This is a genomic window from Vibrio sp. 03-59-1, from assembly GCF_013114135.1.
GTDB classification, from domain to species: domain Bacteria; phylum Pseudomonadota; class Gammaproteobacteria; order Enterobacterales; family Vibrionaceae; genus Vibrio; species Vibrio cortegadensis.
Genome location: NZ_VTYA01000002.1, coordinates 271,663 through 288,096, shown reverse-complemented (window position 1 = coordinate 288,096; position 16,434 = coordinate 271,663). Strand labels below are relative to the sequence as shown.

The 16,434-nt window shown below is 42.4% G+C and carries 12 protein-coding genes; 7 read left to right on the top strand and 5 right to left on the bottom strand.

Annotation, left to right across the window (positions count from 1 at the left end):
* Positions 1-124: 124 nt before the first annotated feature.
* Together F0249_RS03110 and F0249_RS03105 are read left to right on the top strand one after the other, a co-directional pair.
* The gene (locus F0249_RS03110) at positions 125-1,108 is read left to right on the top strand and encodes a sensor domain-containing diguanylate cyclase (protein ID WP_171755833.1); all 984 of its coding nucleotides are present in this window, start codon (positions 125-127) and stop codon (positions 1,106-1,108) included.
* A gap of 35 nt (positions 1,109-1,143) precedes the next feature.
* Positions 1,144-3,087 (top strand): ATP-binding protein, encoded by a 1,944-nt coding sequence (locus tag F0249_RS03105; protein ID WP_171755832.1) that lies wholly within the window; start codon positions 1,144-1,146, stop codon positions 3,085-3,087.
* A gap of 30 nt (positions 3,088-3,117) precedes the next feature.
* Here F0249_RS03105 and F0249_RS03100 read toward each other — a convergent pair whose 3' ends face one another.
* A complete protein-coding gene (locus F0249_RS03100) occupies positions 3,118-4,662 on the bottom strand; it encodes an HD domain-containing phosphohydrolase (protein ID WP_136995263.1) in 1,545 nt (514 codons plus the stop codon).
* 188 nt (positions 4,663-4,850) lie between these two features.
* On the opposite strand from F0249_RS03100, the gene F0249_RS03095 reads away from it, so the two are divergent.
* From F0249_RS03095 to F0249_RS03085, 3 genes are all read left to right on the top strand, one after another.
* Positions 4,851-5,285: a thioesterase family protein gene (locus F0249_RS03095; RefSeq protein ID WP_171755831.1), complete on the top strand. Its 435-nt coding sequence runs from the start codon at positions 4,851-4,853 to the stop codon at positions 5,283-5,285.
* 71 nt (positions 5,286-5,356) lie between these two features.
* Positions 5,357-6,778: a PLP-dependent aminotransferase family protein gene (locus F0249_RS03090; RefSeq protein WP_171755830.1), complete on the top strand. Its 1,422-nt coding sequence runs from the start codon at positions 5,357-5,359 to the stop codon at positions 6,776-6,778.
* 106 nt (positions 6,779-6,884) lie between these two features.
* Positions 6,885-7,145 (top strand): hypothetical protein, encoded by a 261-nt coding sequence (locus F0249_RS03085; protein WP_171755829.1) that lies wholly within the window; start codon positions 6,885-6,887, stop codon positions 7,143-7,145.
* Positions 7,146-7,254: 109 nt separating this feature from the next.
* On the opposite strand, the gene F0249_RS03080 is transcribed toward F0249_RS03085, so the two are convergent.
* The 3 genes from F0249_RS03080 to phhA all read right to left on the bottom strand — a co-directional run bounded on the left by F0249_RS03080 (position 7,255) and on the right by phhA (position 11,021).
* Positions 7,255-9,570 (bottom strand): methyl-accepting chemotaxis protein, encoded by a 2,316-nt coding sequence (locus F0249_RS03080; protein ID WP_171755828.1) that lies wholly within the window; start codon positions 9,568-9,570, stop codon positions 7,255-7,257.
* 319 nt (positions 9,571-9,889) lie between these two features.
* Entirely contained in the window at positions 9,890-10,225 is a 336-nt protein-coding gene (locus tag F0249_RS03075) for a 4a-hydroxytetrahydrobiopterin dehydratase (protein ID WP_171755827.1), read from the bottom strand.
* Positions 10,218-11,021, bottom strand: coding sequence for a phenylalanine 4-monooxygenase (phhA, locus tag F0249_RS03070; protein WP_017052325.1), 804 nt, complete (start codon positions 11,019-11,021; stop codon positions 10,218-10,220). Before phhA ends, F0249_RS03075 begins: the two co-directional genes overlap by 8 nt.
* A 225-nt stretch (positions 11,022-11,246) precedes the next feature.
* Between phhA and F0249_RS03065 the strand changes: the two genes are divergently transcribed.
* Both F0249_RS03065 and F0249_RS03060 read left to right on the top strand, forming a co-directional pair.
* Positions 11,247-13,235 carry an acetoacetate--CoA ligase gene (locus F0249_RS03065; protein WP_171755826.1) on the top strand — a complete coding sequence of 663 codons (1,989 nt, stop codon included), beginning with the start codon at positions 11,247-11,249 and terminating at the stop codon, positions 13,233-13,235.
* A gap of 124 nt (positions 13,236-13,359) precedes the next feature.
* Positions 13,360-14,277, top strand: a complete 918-nt coding sequence (locus tag F0249_RS03060) for a LysR family transcriptional regulator (RefSeq protein ID WP_171755825.1) — start codon at positions 13,360-13,362, stop codon at positions 14,275-14,277.
* Positions 14,278-14,397: 120 nt separating this feature from the next.
* Here F0249_RS03060 and tnaA read toward each other — a convergent pair whose 3' ends face one another.
* Positions 14,398-15,867, bottom strand: coding sequence for a tryptophanase (gene tnaA / locus F0249_RS03055; protein WP_171755824.1), 1,470 nt, complete (start codon positions 15,865-15,867; stop codon positions 14,398-14,400).
* Between the last annotated feature and the right edge of the window lie 567 nt (positions 15,868-16,434).

The window sequence follows — 16,434 nt, the reverse complement described above, 5'->3', positions numbered from 1 at the left end:
ATCCTCATGTACTTAATGTTAAATTTTATGCCAAATATGTGAAGAAACAAAGCACCATGAAATGCAACAACAACTATTTTGGTCATATAATGTAAATAGACAAAATACCATACTAAGGACGCCAATGAGCCATCGTGATACATGCTTATCAAATTCAGATCAAAAAATTATCGATCTTCAAAAATGGCAGCATACGGTTGATCTCATGTCTGAACTGTTTGGGGCTACCTGTGGGACCATCGTTCAATTGAGAGAAAATGAGTTCAATGTTGTGGTCGCGAGCCACAACAAAGAAAATTTCTTAAAAACAGACGTTTCTTGGCCGTGGGAAATGAAAAGTTTCTGTCGCACGATTATGGAAACCAAGCAGAACCTGTATGTAAATAATGCAAAGCAAGATGATTATTGGAAAGATGCTCCTCCGGTTACACACGGCCCCGTAGAATCCTACTGTGGGCTTCCTATCTATTGGCCAAATGGCGAACTATTTGGAACCATTTGTGTTATAGATACGAAACCAACCTCCTACCCGACAAAACTACTCAACTTACTTGAGCAATTCAGTAATTTGATCATGTCTGACTTAAAAGTTTATTGTCACTATCAAGAGCTACAAGATCTTGCCCTGACGGATGAATTAACAGGCCTGAACAATCGCAGAGGTTTGCATTTACTTGGTGAACAGCGAGTTAAAGATGCTAAACGGGCAAGACAAACCATTGGTGTAATTTACTTAGATATCGATAAGCTAAAACAAGTCAACGACCAACATGGACATTGTGTTGGTGACGAATGCATTAAAACTGTGGCAAAAGTATTATCCGAAAACTGCCGGGAAAGTGACATTGTGGTGCGAATGGGGGGAGATGAATTTGTCATTATGAGCTTATTTAACGATGAAGATGGATTCAATCATGATGAGCAACTTGAAGCACTCTGCCAACGTTTAATTAAAAACTACCACGTCCAAATCGAAGCTCAACCACAATTCGATATGACATCTCTTAGCTACGGTCAAAAAACGTTCAATCACAACAGAGAACTTACAATCGAAGAGATGATCGAGCAAACGGATCACCTGATGTATCAAAATAAAAACAAAAAATGAGCCACAATAATAAGTAGAATAATCAAGGGATGATAATGAGCCGCACTCCACAGTTCGAGAACAGCAAGCAAAGCCCTATATCGAGCCATATCGGACGACGAATCATCCTAATCTTAATTCTGATAAGCAGTGCGGTAACCCTAATTACAACGCTGATACAAACCTATTGGGATTATAATCGTGAGTTGAGTGCCGTAGAAAGCCGCCACTATGAAATTGAGAAAATTCATATCGATTTACTCGCCCCATCACTATGGCGGTTTGACTTAGAGCTTTTACAACAACGAATAGAAGGTCTCGTCAATTTACCTAAAGTCGATTACCTAGAAGTCGAAGCCGATAACTACATATTTAGAGCTGGAACCCCAGTAGAAAAGCAAATCATTTCTAGCCGCTATCCTATCAAATTTTCAATTTCAGAAAACGAGCCAAAAGAGGTCATTGGTAGCTTGTATGTAGAGTCTGACGCCAACACTATCTACAGCTATCTCTTAAAGCAATTCCTTATCACTCTTGGAATTAACGCGCTTAAAACCGCTATTGTCTGCTATCTGATTTTAATGATATTTCACCAGAGCGTTAACCGACGACTGTTCTCCATCGCGCAATATTTGCGAAAATTCAACCCTCGCAACCCAAGTAAACCACTTACACTCCAATACACGCCTTGGATTATGGAAAAAGAAGACGAACTCAAATGGCTTGGAGATGAAACCAATAAAATCACGTCGAGTGTGTCCTCTCTTTATCGCGATATTAAATATCAACAAGAGCGTTTTGCTGACTTTGCCGATGTCTCTTCTGATTGGCTATGGGAGACTAATGAATCAGGGGTATTAATTTATGCTTCAGATGAAATGGTAAAAAATTTAAACCTCAACGGCTGCGAATCAGTTCCCCTATTTAACATCCCAACATTCAACAAGACTCACTCTTTACTCGCCCATATTAACGCAAAATTAAATTTCTCATTATGTGAAGAAAAATTGATAATCGAGGGCCAAGAGCGATTTTTACTCTTTCAAGGAACAGCAAAATATCAAGATGATACCTTTACTGGGTTTCGTGGGACGGCATTGGATATCTCAGCCTTAACTCAAGCTAAGGTAAAGCTAGAGGAGCTCAACCATACTCTTGAGAATAAAGTAAAAGAACGAACTCAAGAACTAGAAAATAATATGGTCACTCTACAAAAGACCCAAGATCAGTTGGTCGAATCTGAAAAGTTAGCCGCATTAGGTGGGCTCGTTGCTGGAGTCGCTCATGAAGTAAACACACCATTAGGAATATCCGTGACCGCCGCGTCTATCATCAAAGAAATCACACAAGAACTTAACCAAGCATTTGCTGATCAGACATTATCCAGCGTTCAGTTTGCAGACTTGATGGAGCGCATGAGTGAGAGCACAATTATGCTGGAGGATAACTTAAATCGAGGTTCTAAACTGATACGTGACTTTAAACAAACTGCCGTCAACCAAGTGTCAGAATGCCGGAGCAATTTTGTTATCCATCAAGTATTAGATGCATTAATTACCAGCTTGCACCCTGAGACTCGCAAAATCCCCGTGACCCCAATCATTTCAGGCAGCGACACTCTTTCAATGAGCAGTTTACCTGGAGTACTCACGCAAGTGATCACCAATCTCATTATGAATAGTATCAATCATGCCTTTGCGGATTCATCTGAACCCGCAAAAATTAGCATTTCTTTCTATGAACAAAACAACGAGATTATCTTCGAATATATCGATAATGGTTCTGGAATTGAAGAAGCATTGCATCAAAAGATATTTGAACCTTTTTACACCAGTAAACGCGGAAATGGCGGCTCGGGACTTGGGCTCAACTTAGTGTTCAACCTTATACACCAGAAGCTAGCGGGAAGCTTAAATTTTGAGTCATCCATTAATCAAGGCGTCCATTTTACATTCAGAACGCCGAAAGAGTTGCCGATATCACCAGAACAAAGCTCATAGCATTGTTCACCCTTCACAATTTATTGAGTATTAGTCAGGAAATCTGTCACGGATCTCAGTAAACGTATCCCAGTTATCCAGCATTAAATCGACTAACACGGGTTCAAAATGCTTTCCTTTCTGAGACAAGATTTCCTTTCTAATCTTCTCATCAGGCCACGGTTTCTTATAACTTCGCTTAGCGCCAAGGGCATCAAACACATCTGCAATTGCCGTAATTCGCCCACTGATTGGAATATCTTCACCGCTCAATTGATTGGGGTACCCTGTACCATCCCATTTCTCATGGTGGTAAGCCGCGATCTCTTTGGCGACTAAAATCAATTTTCGCTTTGAACGACTTAAAATATCAACACCATATTCAACATGCTTTTGCATAATATACCACTCATCTTCAGTGAGCTTTCCAGGTTTATGTAATATGCTGTCTGGGATCGCCACCTTACCCACATCATGCAAAGGCGACGCTTGTTTAATCATAAAAGTATCATATTCCGAAAGACCATATAAAATCGCTAGCTGTTCCGATACCAGAGACACGCGTTGCACGTGCGCCCCCGTCTCTTTGCTCCTTGCTTCCACTGCGTTGGCTAAATTATAAACCAACTCTTTTGAGGTCTCTTTTAAATCCACAAGCAGACTAAGGTTCTCAAACGTCAACCCTATGTTATGCATATAGATTTCAAGTAACTGCTTATCTAACTCTGAAAGTGCAGTATTAATATTGATATAAAGCAGGTTGTTCACGCCACGCTCATCAGCCATAAAAAATACGTAGGCATCCTCGTAGCTCTGACTTTGCTTTTTCTTGGCCGCGTCATGGCAACGTTTAGAGACAATATCCGGCAAACGGTCATATGCACATTCAGAGTAGGCATTCACATCCCCTCCCGTAGCCGCGAGTGTTAATGCGCTCGACTCCTCCCCTTCAGGCGTAGGCTGAACAACGCCATAAAAAGCAGAAACGTCCAATTTCAATAATGACGTCGCCTGCAACAAAGACGCCGCGGCATAAGCTTTCATCGTCGTGGTATTTTGCACATTAGCAGATGCTTGAATGACTAACCTCAGACCTTCTCTTTGCTTATCAATGGTACAAAGGTCTCGATATGCTCTTAGCATTGAATACAGCAATGTTCGTAGCTTCTGGGTAGTTAACTCGGTTTTTTCCTTGTAATCATCAATTTCGTACTCTTGAATAACGATATCTTCAGGTGCCTGTCCTGCTTGTCCCGTTCGAAGTACCAAACGAATAAGCTTGTTATTTAATCCTCCGCGAATATGCCGAACCAGATCCAAGCCAGCATGTTCCGTTTCCATCACGACATCAACAAGAGCAATAGCAATATCATCGGCTGAATCTAAGATCTGCTTCGCTTCTTCACCCGACAGCGCTGAAATCAGCTCTAATTTACGATCCTGAAATGTAAATCCACTCAAGGCTAATTTTGTGATTTGATGAACCTGATCATCATCATCTACAATTAATACGCGCCACGGTTTCAGAAGTTTATGGACTTTACTGGCTGATGGTTCAGTTTGTATTTCATTCCGATAATCAGAAAATAACTCCATCAGTAACCTCAATATTTACACAGACTCTTATAGGTTTAGCACACCAACGCCTATCTTGATCACTAATCAATTAATAAAAGGCTCAAGAATGCAATTCAACACTAAACTACGCCATCAGCATGTTGCGATAATGTTAACAAAACAGTAAGATAGGAATTTAAACGATTGTTTGATTTTTGAGGCCATGTGTGGAAAACCTACTAAAAGAGTACTCTGTTATTACTGAAATTCCTGTCGCCTGGGGAGAGATGGACGCACTCAATCACGTCAACAACGCGGTCTATTTTCGTTATTTTGAAACCGCTCGCATTGCCCATTTTAATAAAGTGGAATTGATGGAAGAGATGGCCATGACCAAAGTTGGGCCAGTACTTGGAGAAACTCAGTGTCGCTACAAACTCCCAGTTACCTACCCTGACACGCTTTTGATTGGCTCCAAAGTCACCGATATACAATCGGATAGGTTCACGATGCAATATGAAATTGTGAGCAAAAAACTTGGAAAAATCACAACGATTGGCAGCGCAACGATTGTTATGTTCGATTTCAAAACCAATCAAAAGGCTGAGTTATCGGAACGCCTTACTCTCGCCATTAAAGCGCTGGATAAAGAGCTAGCGTAAGCAGGTATGCTGTCACTTCACTCAATGTTAAGATAAATATCAATTCCACACTCTGACACTGATGGTAGTTAATGACTCGTTACGAACAGCTTGCTCAAGATATTAAGCGGCAGATTAGCCAAAAGGTTTGGCGATCTGGTGAAAAGATCCCTTCGGTACGAGTAAGCTGTAAAAGTACGGGTTATAGCATCGCCACCGTTTTACAAGCATATCAGTTACTTGAGAGCCAAGGTTGGGTCACTGCAAAACCGCAATCAGGCTATTTCGTCGCACCACAGATTGAAAACCTACTTAGCCCTCAAGCATCATCAAGCCCTACGAAGCCAAAACAGATTAATATCAACGATCAACTGTTTGATGTGTTACAGCGCAATAAACAACAAGACATGGTGCCCTTAGGCTCTGCCTTTCCCGATCCATCCCTCTTTCCCCAACAAGCACTTGCTCGAAACTTGGCTAGCGCGAGTCGCAAAATGCCTGAAAATAGCGCCATAATAAATATGCCTCCAGGGAGTGAAAGCCTACGCCGCAATATTGCCCAACGCTACGCTCAGCAAGGTTTATCAGTCTCACCCGATGATATAGTGATCACCTCTGGGGCAATGGAAGCGCTAAGTTTAAGTTTGCAAGCCGTAACAAAGCCTGGAGACTTGGTGGTGATTGAAAGCCCAACATTCTATGGCGCTTTACAGACGATTGAACGGCTTAATTTGCGAGCCGTCGAGATCCCAACCCACCCTCTTGAAGGGATTGATTTAATCGCGCTTGAAAAGGCATTAACTGAACTCCCAATCAAAGCATGCTGGCTAATGACTAACTTCCAAAACCCACTTGGATTTTGCATGTCAGATCACGCTAAGCAGTCTCTTGTTGATCTACTTCATCACCATCAAACGCCTCTGATCGAAGACGATGTTTATGCCGAGCTGTTTTTTAGCCCAGATAAACCCAAACCAGCGAAAGCATTTGATCAACACGACGACGTTTTGCTCTGTGGTTCATTTTCAAAATGTTTATCTCCGGGTTTTCGTATTGGCTGGGTTGTCGCCGGACAGCGAAGCGAAACAATCCAGCGTTTCCAATTGATGTCGACTCTTTCAAGTAGCGTTCCAATTCAACTAGGGATCAGCCACTATCTTCAATTTGGCTCATTTGATGCACATTTAAGAAAGCTAAGACGCAAACTTGAACAGCATAAACACCAAATGCTTGCAGCAATACGAACTTACTTCCCTGACTCCATCAGCGTCACGGACCCAAGTGGTGGCTATTTCATTTGGATTGAATTCGGCGGTCACTTCGACTGTTCCCACTTCTATGAACAAGCACTCCAGTCTCAAATAGCCGTGGCTCCTGGAACACTCTTTAGTAGTGATAACCAAGGTTCTAAGCACATTCGGATCAACTACTCCTACCCATGCGAAGGCAGGATCTTAAACGCCATCATAGAGTTAGGTAGGCTCGCGCATTTAACCCTCAATAAACCCGAGTGATGTCACTAAACCAACTGTTCTATGTTTTTTCATTATAGCTGTTCTATCTCTAACAGTTAGCATCGTGGTTCAATGTCTGTTCACATACCTACCTTGAGTCAATAGTATGAAAACGACGGCCACAAAACATGAAATTAGATTGATCATCGTCGCCATTATCGGTGCACTTTTATTAATTTTCGGCCATTTAATTTTAGCGAAAAGTTTCTCTCATTTCCCTTGGGCTGAAATCACGGCAGCGCTGATCCCATTTCTTATGTTTGCCTTATGTGTCGGCTCCATTCATTACGCCGTGAATGCCGATGACAGCGACCACGGCAATAATAGCAACAGCAACAGCAACAGCAACAGCAACGATGATGAATGATTGTGACGCTCGGTTGTCTACACCTACGAAAAAAGCACTTAAGCCACGAGAGGGAGCGACTTAAGTGCTTGGTATATCTATTTTGAATGGCCTTTAAACCGTAGCAAAATTAGTCATATTTGAATTGAGCCATCTCCTTATTTAGCTCTTGAGCTTGATCAGTCAATGCTCCTAGCACCTCATCCACATCATTTACTTGGGTAGAAACAGAAGATGAAGCATCGGCAATCGAGGTGATGCTGCCACTGATTTCATCGGTCACAGCTTTCTGCTCTTCAGTCGCGGCGGCAATTTGAATATTCATATCATTAATTTCAGTGAGCATTGAGACGATTTGCTCAAGCATTTCTGTATTTCGTTCACAACTTTCAACGCCTTTTATCACGGATGTATTCGCCTCCTCAATTCCGGTAGACACCGACGCGGTCTCTTTCTGAAGGGATTCAATTTTGGATCGTATCTCTTCCGTCGAAGCTTGTGTACGACTGGCAAGAGAGCGTACTTCATCTGCAACGACAGCAAAACCTCGTCCCTGCTCTCCTGCCCTTGCGGCTTCTATCGCTGCATTTAACGCAAGTAAATTAGTCTGCTCTGCAATGCCTTGAATGACATCCAACACTTCTGCTATCGAGTTGCTTTCACTGTGCAAACGACCAATCGCTTCCACTGCCGTGCGCATTTGAGCATTCAGTTCCGTCATTTCATTGCCTAAGACTAACCCGACTTGAACACTCTCACTTCCCGTATCATTAGCATTTTTTACAAAATCGGCGGCTCGGTTCGCAAACTGTGCCACTTCAGCAATCGACGCGCTCATTTCATTAACAGCGGTAGCTACAGACTCTGTTCGATGCGACTGCTCATTCACAGCTTCTCTTGTACTGCTCATATTCCCAGACATCGTTCGCGTGTTTCTATCGAGCTCATTAGTGGCGCTCGCAAACTCTTTGATCATATTTTGAAGTTGAGAGAAAAGTTTATTCAGCGATACTGCGAGATCAGACATTTCATCTTTACCACGTTCATCCAACCGCTCTGTCAGGTCATTCCCTTTGCTGATTTTTTGAATTTGTAGTGAAGCAATCCTGATTGGGCGAGATATACCGTTTCCGACAAGATAAGAGATCCCAATTGAGATCAGTACAATCACGACAATACTGATGATCACCGTAGTTTGCACCGCTGAATTAAGGGCAGTAACATCCTTAAACGCTTCCGATTCATCTATCTCGGTTAATATCCCCCAAGAAAGTCCAGCGGCATTGATAGGAGCGTACGCAGAGAGAACCGAGATACCACGATAATCTTGCACTAACTCATACCCACTCTGTCCGCTTAATGCTCGCTTTGCCGTCTCAGATTCAACAGGTTGCAGCCCGATTGCTGAGTTTTTACCTTTAATATTTTTGACTACACTGGCAGAAACGCCAGCCATTGAAAGAGCCGATAAATACTGACTTGGGTCTTCAATTAGAAAGCGAGGTTGGCTTCGTAGTAGCCCATCTTGCCCAATTAAATAGGTTTCTCCGCTCGCTCCTAACCCTGCCGCACTCCAGTTTTGATTAAACGTCATGATTGAATTAATGGCATCAACAGGCATTTGAAAAATGAGGGCTCCGATCCGTTGACCACCTGAAAAAACGGGCGTGCCTATAAATGATGCAGCAGACTCATAAGAGGGATAATAAGGAGAGAAGTCTTCAATATAGAAGTATCTATTGGATGCATTTTTTACCTGATTGTATGTTTTGGCTAGACCAGACTGGCGGTAAGGACCAGTAAGTAGATTGGTGGCAAAATCCAGCTCTTTATAAACGGAATACACCACGTTACCTTGGTTGTCGACCATAAAAATATCGTAATAGCCAAATGAGGTGAGAAAATGACGCAGCGAATCATGATACCGCTCGTGAACTTGATCATATCCTGTGTTTAATGGATCGGAATCTAATAAATGCTTTTCACCTACTTGATTAGAGTTTACACCGATGTATCGAGCTTGCAGTGCTTGCCCCGCAACGGACAGTTGGCTCAGGCGGCTTAATTCATTCGCTGATTTTTGATCATTTTTATCACGATATAGAGCACCAAATTGAGAGGTATAGTAATTGCGCAAGGCTGAGTAATCTAGCTCTGATACTTGCTCAATGGGATAACGTTCAAACTCTCGACTAAATGCAGTCAATGCATCTTGAATCGCCACATCGCTGGCTAACGTCTCTAGTTGGAAATGAATTTGATCGAAATATCGCTCAATTTCACCCTTTTTGATCTCTCTTACCGACAGTAGTTGACTTGATGCTCGCTCATGCAGTGCTTGTTTCGATAAAGAGGACGCTTTCCAGCCTACAAATCCCCCACTGACCACAACCCCAATCGCACAAAGTACAGTACAAGCTAAAATAATTTTAGTTGCAATTCTCATCCCAAAACCTCACAGCTAGATTGCTGAAATAATTCATGTATATCCCGAATCGATGTCGAGATCAGACGCACCTAGCCGTAGGTAAGTACCAACTTTATAATATGAATTTGTCTTGATACTCAGACGAAAGTTTAGATGTGAAAATCGGTTTTATCGAATTTATTAATAGTTTTATTACTAACCCAGAAAGATTCATTGCTAATCACTATCAAAGGGGAAGATAGCCTGATGACTCACCGAGAAGGGGATGGTGAGCCACCAAGCTAAATGGTGGTTAATTGTGGTTATCGCCGCTTAAGTTCATTTCACCGGCATGATCTTAACCAGCATTCAATAGGTCACATTTGGATGCACAGATAAAATCATTTCTATGTAAACCTTTAATTGAGTGACTCCACCATGTCACCGTCACCTTGCCCCACTCTAGCAATGTTGCTGGGTGATGAAATTCTTCTTCTGCGAGTTGCGCGATTTTATTGGAAAACGCCCAAGCTAATTTATAGTTTTTAAAAGTATAGACTTTCTCAAGCTGGGGGATCTCATCTCGTTCCACAATTGCCCAGCCATTAAGTTCAGCTAAAAGCTCTTGCTGTTCAAATTTCGTTAGTGATACAGAATCAATGCTGCAAGCTTCGCAGCGTAGTTCGTTAAGCATGGTTCATTTCCTTAGATTTTGCTTTCGGTTCAAACAAAGGCGATAACATTTCTGCTTTCATCGCTTTGTGTACTTGGTCCATCAAGTCCTGCTGACTCAAACGATATAACGCCGCAATATCATCCAGTTCGTAATACAACGGCTGCATAATATCAATTCGATAGGGTGTATTCAGTACAGTTTGGATATCAAATGGTTGACGTTTCGCTTCAGTACTATCCAGCGAATACACCGTTTCACCTGGGGAAGACAAAATTCCGCCACCATAGATTTTGCTTTTCCCGTTCTCTTTCACCAAGCCAAACTCGACGGTAAACCAGTACAATCGGGCAAGATAAACGCGCTCTGCTGGGGTTGCCGCTTTTCCAAGCACACCATAGGCATGGGTAAATGCAGCAAAATCTTGATGCGTTAACATTGCACAATGGCCAAAGATTTCATGGAAAAAATCTGGTTCTTGTAAATAGTCAAAGTCCTCTCTGGTTCGAAGAAACGTTGCCACCGGAAATTTGCGTTCTGCTAACAGCGAAAAGAACCGATCAAAATTAATTAATGCCGCAACAGGCTCGACTTGCCAACCCGTTTCTTGCAGTAAAATTTTATTGATATCATTTAATTGTGGAACACGATCGTGTGTTAATTGAAGCATGTCTAGTCCATCTAGATATGGACGACATGCCCTATCACCTATGACGCTTTGCTGACGAGTAACAAGTTCCGACCATATTTGATCTTCTTCTGCACTCCACTCAACTTTCCCTGCACCGTTTACCGGCTTGGAATGATATTGCACCATCACCCCTCTCCTTTACATTGTGGTTACATAAAGCCTATCTCTCGACGCCGTTCATCGCCAACCCTCTTTCAAAATCAACCAGTTAATCGATGTAACATATTGTTTACAACTTTGTGTTTTTTTCTTATTTTTCATACTTATATTTCTTGTGGGAATGTTTGACTTTGGCTCAATTGAAGTCAAAACTTGTTCGATAATTGATCAAAAATCGACAATGAGGGAACAATGTCAGATTCAGAACCGGTATGGATACCAACTCAACAGCGAGTAAGCTCTTCACTTCTGCATGGATTTATTGAACGTCTTAATGCGCAAGGCATGGATCTTGATGGCTATCAACCACTCCACCAATGGTCGATAACAGAACCAAGATCGTTTTGGAAAGAAGCCTGGGAGTATTGCGGTGTCATCGGCTCTCAAGGAGAATGCATCATTGATACAGGAAGAGCCAAATGGGGCGATTATAGCCCCCCTAGAGATTCCATTTGGTTCCCACAAGCTCAGTTAAACTATGCAGAAAACCTTTTATGTTACGCCCACAAAAACCCAAATGAGATTGCGGTTTGGTTTAAAAACGAACGAGGGCATCAGCACAAGGTTTCTTGGCTGGAGTTATATGAACAAGTATCCGTTACTCAACAATGGCTGAAAAATAATGGCGTAGGCAAGGGAGATGTCGTCGCTGGTTACCTCCCATATTTACCTCAAACTCTCGTGGCAATGCTTGCGACCACAAGCTTAGGCGCTATTTGGACATCGACTTCACCCGATTTCGGTGCAAGCAGCGTTATTGAGCGTTTTGAACAAGTTAAACCGAAAGTTTTATTCTGTTGTAATGGTTATACCTTTAATGGCAAGACTCATCTTATGGGCGAGAAAAACAACGCCATCTCCAATGCCATATCGAGTATTACCCATGTTTGTGAAATTGAATATCTAGCACCCTCCGCAGGTTTTCCTTCTAATCAATCAGAGAACTCAGCATTGACACATTGGGATGATTTACTCTCATGCTTCTCTACGTGTGAAGTGCAATTCGAGCGTGTTGCTTTTAATGATCCCCTCTTCGTTCTTTATTCCTCAGGCACAACGGGAAAACCCAAATGCATCACTCATTCTGTTGGGGGAACAACGCTCAATCACTTGAAAGAACATCAGCTGCACTGCGATATTAATCCTAGCGACCGCGTTTTTTACTACACAACTTGCGGCTGGATGATGTGGAACTGGCATGTTTCGACATTAGCAAGTGGAGCTACCTTAGTGATTTATGACGGCAGTCCAATGTACCCAACAGCAGAGACGTTATGGGAACTCGCGGAGCATGCTGAAGTCAGTCTTTTTGGTACTTCAGCGAAGTATCTGGAAGCGTTACAAAAACAGAATATCAGCCCCCAATCGACTTATAATTTACACGCATTACGAACTCTCTGCTCAACAGGATCCGCCTTGTATCCTGAACAATTTGATTTCGTTTATTCTCATATCAAACAGGATATTCATTTAGCCTCCATTTCGGGAGGAACGGATATTTGTGGCTGCTTTGTATTAGGTAACCCAATATCTCCTGTTTATCGTGGAGAATGCCAAAATTCAGCGCTTGGCATGGACGTAAGAGTGTTTTCAGATACTGGATTAGGCATTGAACAACAACGCGGTGAATTAGTGTGTTTGAACAGTTTCCCAAATCAGCCGATTGGCTTTTGGGGAGATGACGGTGAGCGCTACCACCAAGCGTATTGGGATAAATTTCCAAATATCTGGCACCATGGTGACGATGTAGTGCAAACCTCGACGCATGGCATGATTTTCTATGGGCGCAGTGACACTACCTTAAATCCAGGAGGCGTGAGAATTGGCAGTGCTGAAATATATCAACAGGTCAATCAGCTTGATGCAATAGAGGATTCCATTGCCATTGGAGAACAGTTTCAAGGCGATGAGCGAATCGTACTTTTTGTAAAACTGTGTGATGGATTCAGTCTGAATGATGATTTAAAACAGTTAATCGCTCAAACATTAAGAACCAAATGCTCCCCGCGCCATGTTCCTGCTATCGTTCACTCGATCAGCGACATTCCTAAAACCAAATCTGGGAAGCTGGTGGAATCAGCAGTTAAAAATATTGTGCATGGCATTCAGGTTAAAAATCTCAGCGCCATCGCCAACCCTGACGTTCTCGATGAAATTGCGGAACTGTATCCATCCACTTAACTCTTTCGCTGTATCGCTATAGCCGTATCGCTATAAATAACGTCATTATCTTGAGATTCATTTTATGATGCTCAATGATGACGTTATACTCCCCGAGTTCCCCCCTCTCCTATGAGAAAAATTGATGGATTACGTACACCTATCTCGGATTAGCTTGAAACACTTAACGGCATTACACATTATGCTCAATAGCCATAGTGTAACTCTCACTGCAGAACAACTATGTGTCAGCCCATCAAGCATCAGTAAAACACTTTCTCAGCTACGAACACTCCTCAACGACGAGCTTTTCTATCGAGATGGGACTCAATTGATCCCAACACCGTTTGCTTTAAAAATTGGTCCTACCGTACATTCTATCTTAGCGAGCATGAACGGTTTGCTTCACCAAGAGCAGTTCAACCCCGCGACGTATAATGGTTCGTTTTGCCTCTCGATGCGTGAGAGCGCTTTCGAAATTTTCGCTCCGACGCTTGCTCAAATTGCAGCCAAAGATGCACCTCTTGCCCGTTTCAATATCCATTCGAAAGAGCACTTGGGGTTTGATGCATTACTCAGTGGGCAAGTTGATTTTATTATTCTTCCGCATGATATTAGTCAACCTCCGACCAATGATAAAGATCTGGTGTGGGAAAGAATATTGGATGATGAGATGGTTTGCATCATGCACCCAAACCACCCGCTGAGTGACCAAACGCTCACGATTGAGTCCTATCTTGCGAATAAGCATATTGGGATTTTAGATAAGGAACTCTCGATTCCCTACTTTGAGCAAAACCTTACACAGCAACATCACTCAAGAGAGATTGCAATATCGGTGGCTGATTTTGGCTCAGCAGCCGTACTGTGCCACCACACTGATTTCCTATTTACCAGTTCAAAGTGTTGGGCTGAAAAGGCATTACAAGCCCGAGGTCTAGTGCAAAAATCATTGCCGTTTGATTACGGAAAAGTAGCTTATAGCTTGGTCTGGAATAAGCCCAACATGAACGATCAAGCCATGACTTGGCTGCGCACGCAATTACGTCAGTTTGCGGTGTGAGTATAAAAAAGCGCGACCTTGATGGCCGCGCTTTAACTGTATTTAAGCTATATTTGAACTAGATTTAGCTGTATTTAAACTGCATTTATCTACATTTAACTTACGTTTACAACGATGACATTATGCCTCAGCTAACTCGTTTTCTTCTTTATTTACCGTAGGTTCAACCGGAGCTTCAACTTCTTGTAGTCGAGCAGTGAAGTGGCGCAGAACCGCAGGCTCATAAATAAAATCTAACCCTTTTACATTCTTCGCATTCGCTTTCACTTTCTCAAACGCTTCAATAACAAAGTCCATGTGGGTTTGAGTGTATGTCGCACGAGGAATGGTCAAACGTAACAATTCAGCAGGACACGGATGCTGCTTACCTGTCGCAGGATCACGACCCAATAGCAACGACCCAATCTCAACGGCGCGAATACCAGCCACTTTGTATAACTCACACGCAAGGGCATGGGCAGGGAATTGCTCAGCAGGAATATGAGGTAGAAGTTTACCCGCATCCACAAATGCAGCGTGACCACCAGCTTGCTGACACACAATGCCTAGCGCTTCTAACCCATCGACCAAATATTGCACCTGACCAATGCGGTACTCTAACCAATCTTGGCGCATACCGTCATAAAGACCAACTGCAAGACGCTCCATAGCTCCGCCTTCAAGTCCACCGTATGTTGGGAAACCTTCTTGAACCACACATAGAGTTCGACATTCAGTGTACACATCCATCAATGATTCATCTTTAAAGCAAAGCAAACCACCCATTTGAACCATAGCGTCTTTCTTCGCTGACATCGCAAGACCATCAGCATATTTGTATGATTCACGAGTGATCTGTTCGATCGTCCAATCTTGATAACCCTCTTCGCGCTGCTGGATGAAGAACGCATTTTCTGCGTATCGAGCGGAGTCCATGATCACGGGAATATCGTATTTTTGCGCAATCTCGTAGACCGCTTTCAGGTTGGCAATTGAAACAGGCTGACCACCCGCCGAGTTACAAGTGATAGTACTTACAATGTATGGAACATTCGCTGCACCCGCTTCGATGATCGCCTCTTCTAGTTTGATCAGGTCGAAGTTTCCTTTAAAGTCTGCGCTCACTGCGGTGTCGAATGCATCGTCAAGATAGACGTTTTTCGCCATGCAGCAGTTAATTTGTGTATGTCCTTGAGTGGTATCGAAGAAGTAGTTAGACAGAGCCACCATTTTACTGCGATCTAAGCCCTTTTCCATCTCGCGTTTTTTAATCAACACTGGAATATAGATTTGCTCAGCACCACGACCTTGATGAGTTGGAATGGTCATTTCGTAGCCGAAAATATCTTTCACAGCATTCGACAGAGCGTAGTAACTACGGCTGCCACTGTACGCTTCATCACCCATCAACATTGCCGCTTGCATACGCTGAGTGATGGATCCTGTACCGCTATCGGTTAACAGATCAATAAACACATCATCGCTATCAAGTAAAAACGGATTCATTCCTGCTTTAATAATAGCTTGCTCACGGTATTCACGAGTCGTACGTTTTACAGGCTCAACAACACGGATACGAAATGGTTCTGGTAAGTGCTTAAAGTTTTCCATAATAATGCCTTTTCATTCACTTGATGCTGACACACCAAATTAGTTCATCTATTAATTTCTCTATATAGAGAATTGCGTTCCGACTATTACACGAGCATATTTTGTCTAATTTAAATGAATGACTCGTTTAATAATTCAAGAGAAAATGAGTAGAAACACAATATTTAAAGAGGGTTTCGTTTTACCGAAACGAATAACCAACATCACCACAGATCAATTCAATATAGATCAATCATACGAAAATAGTTTCAAGAAAGTGGTACAAATTGATGAGGTTATACTGCGCACATTGCGCTATATGGCGAGAGACGCCAATGAACACACTCTATTCAGAAGAAAGGTGGAATGAAAGCTGATGATCCAGAGTATACCAAGCTAACATGGTTAGCCATGAGGTAGATTGCCACTTAAGGTACATATTCACTTGATGTTCCTATGTTGAAATCCAGAATGAAACGTTACACTCACTATATTGTAAGCCATGATTTGAGTATGCACACAAATAAAATAACTGTGAACTCTATAACCAATATTTAAGCCTTAAGAATAAAACTTGCCGACACGTTC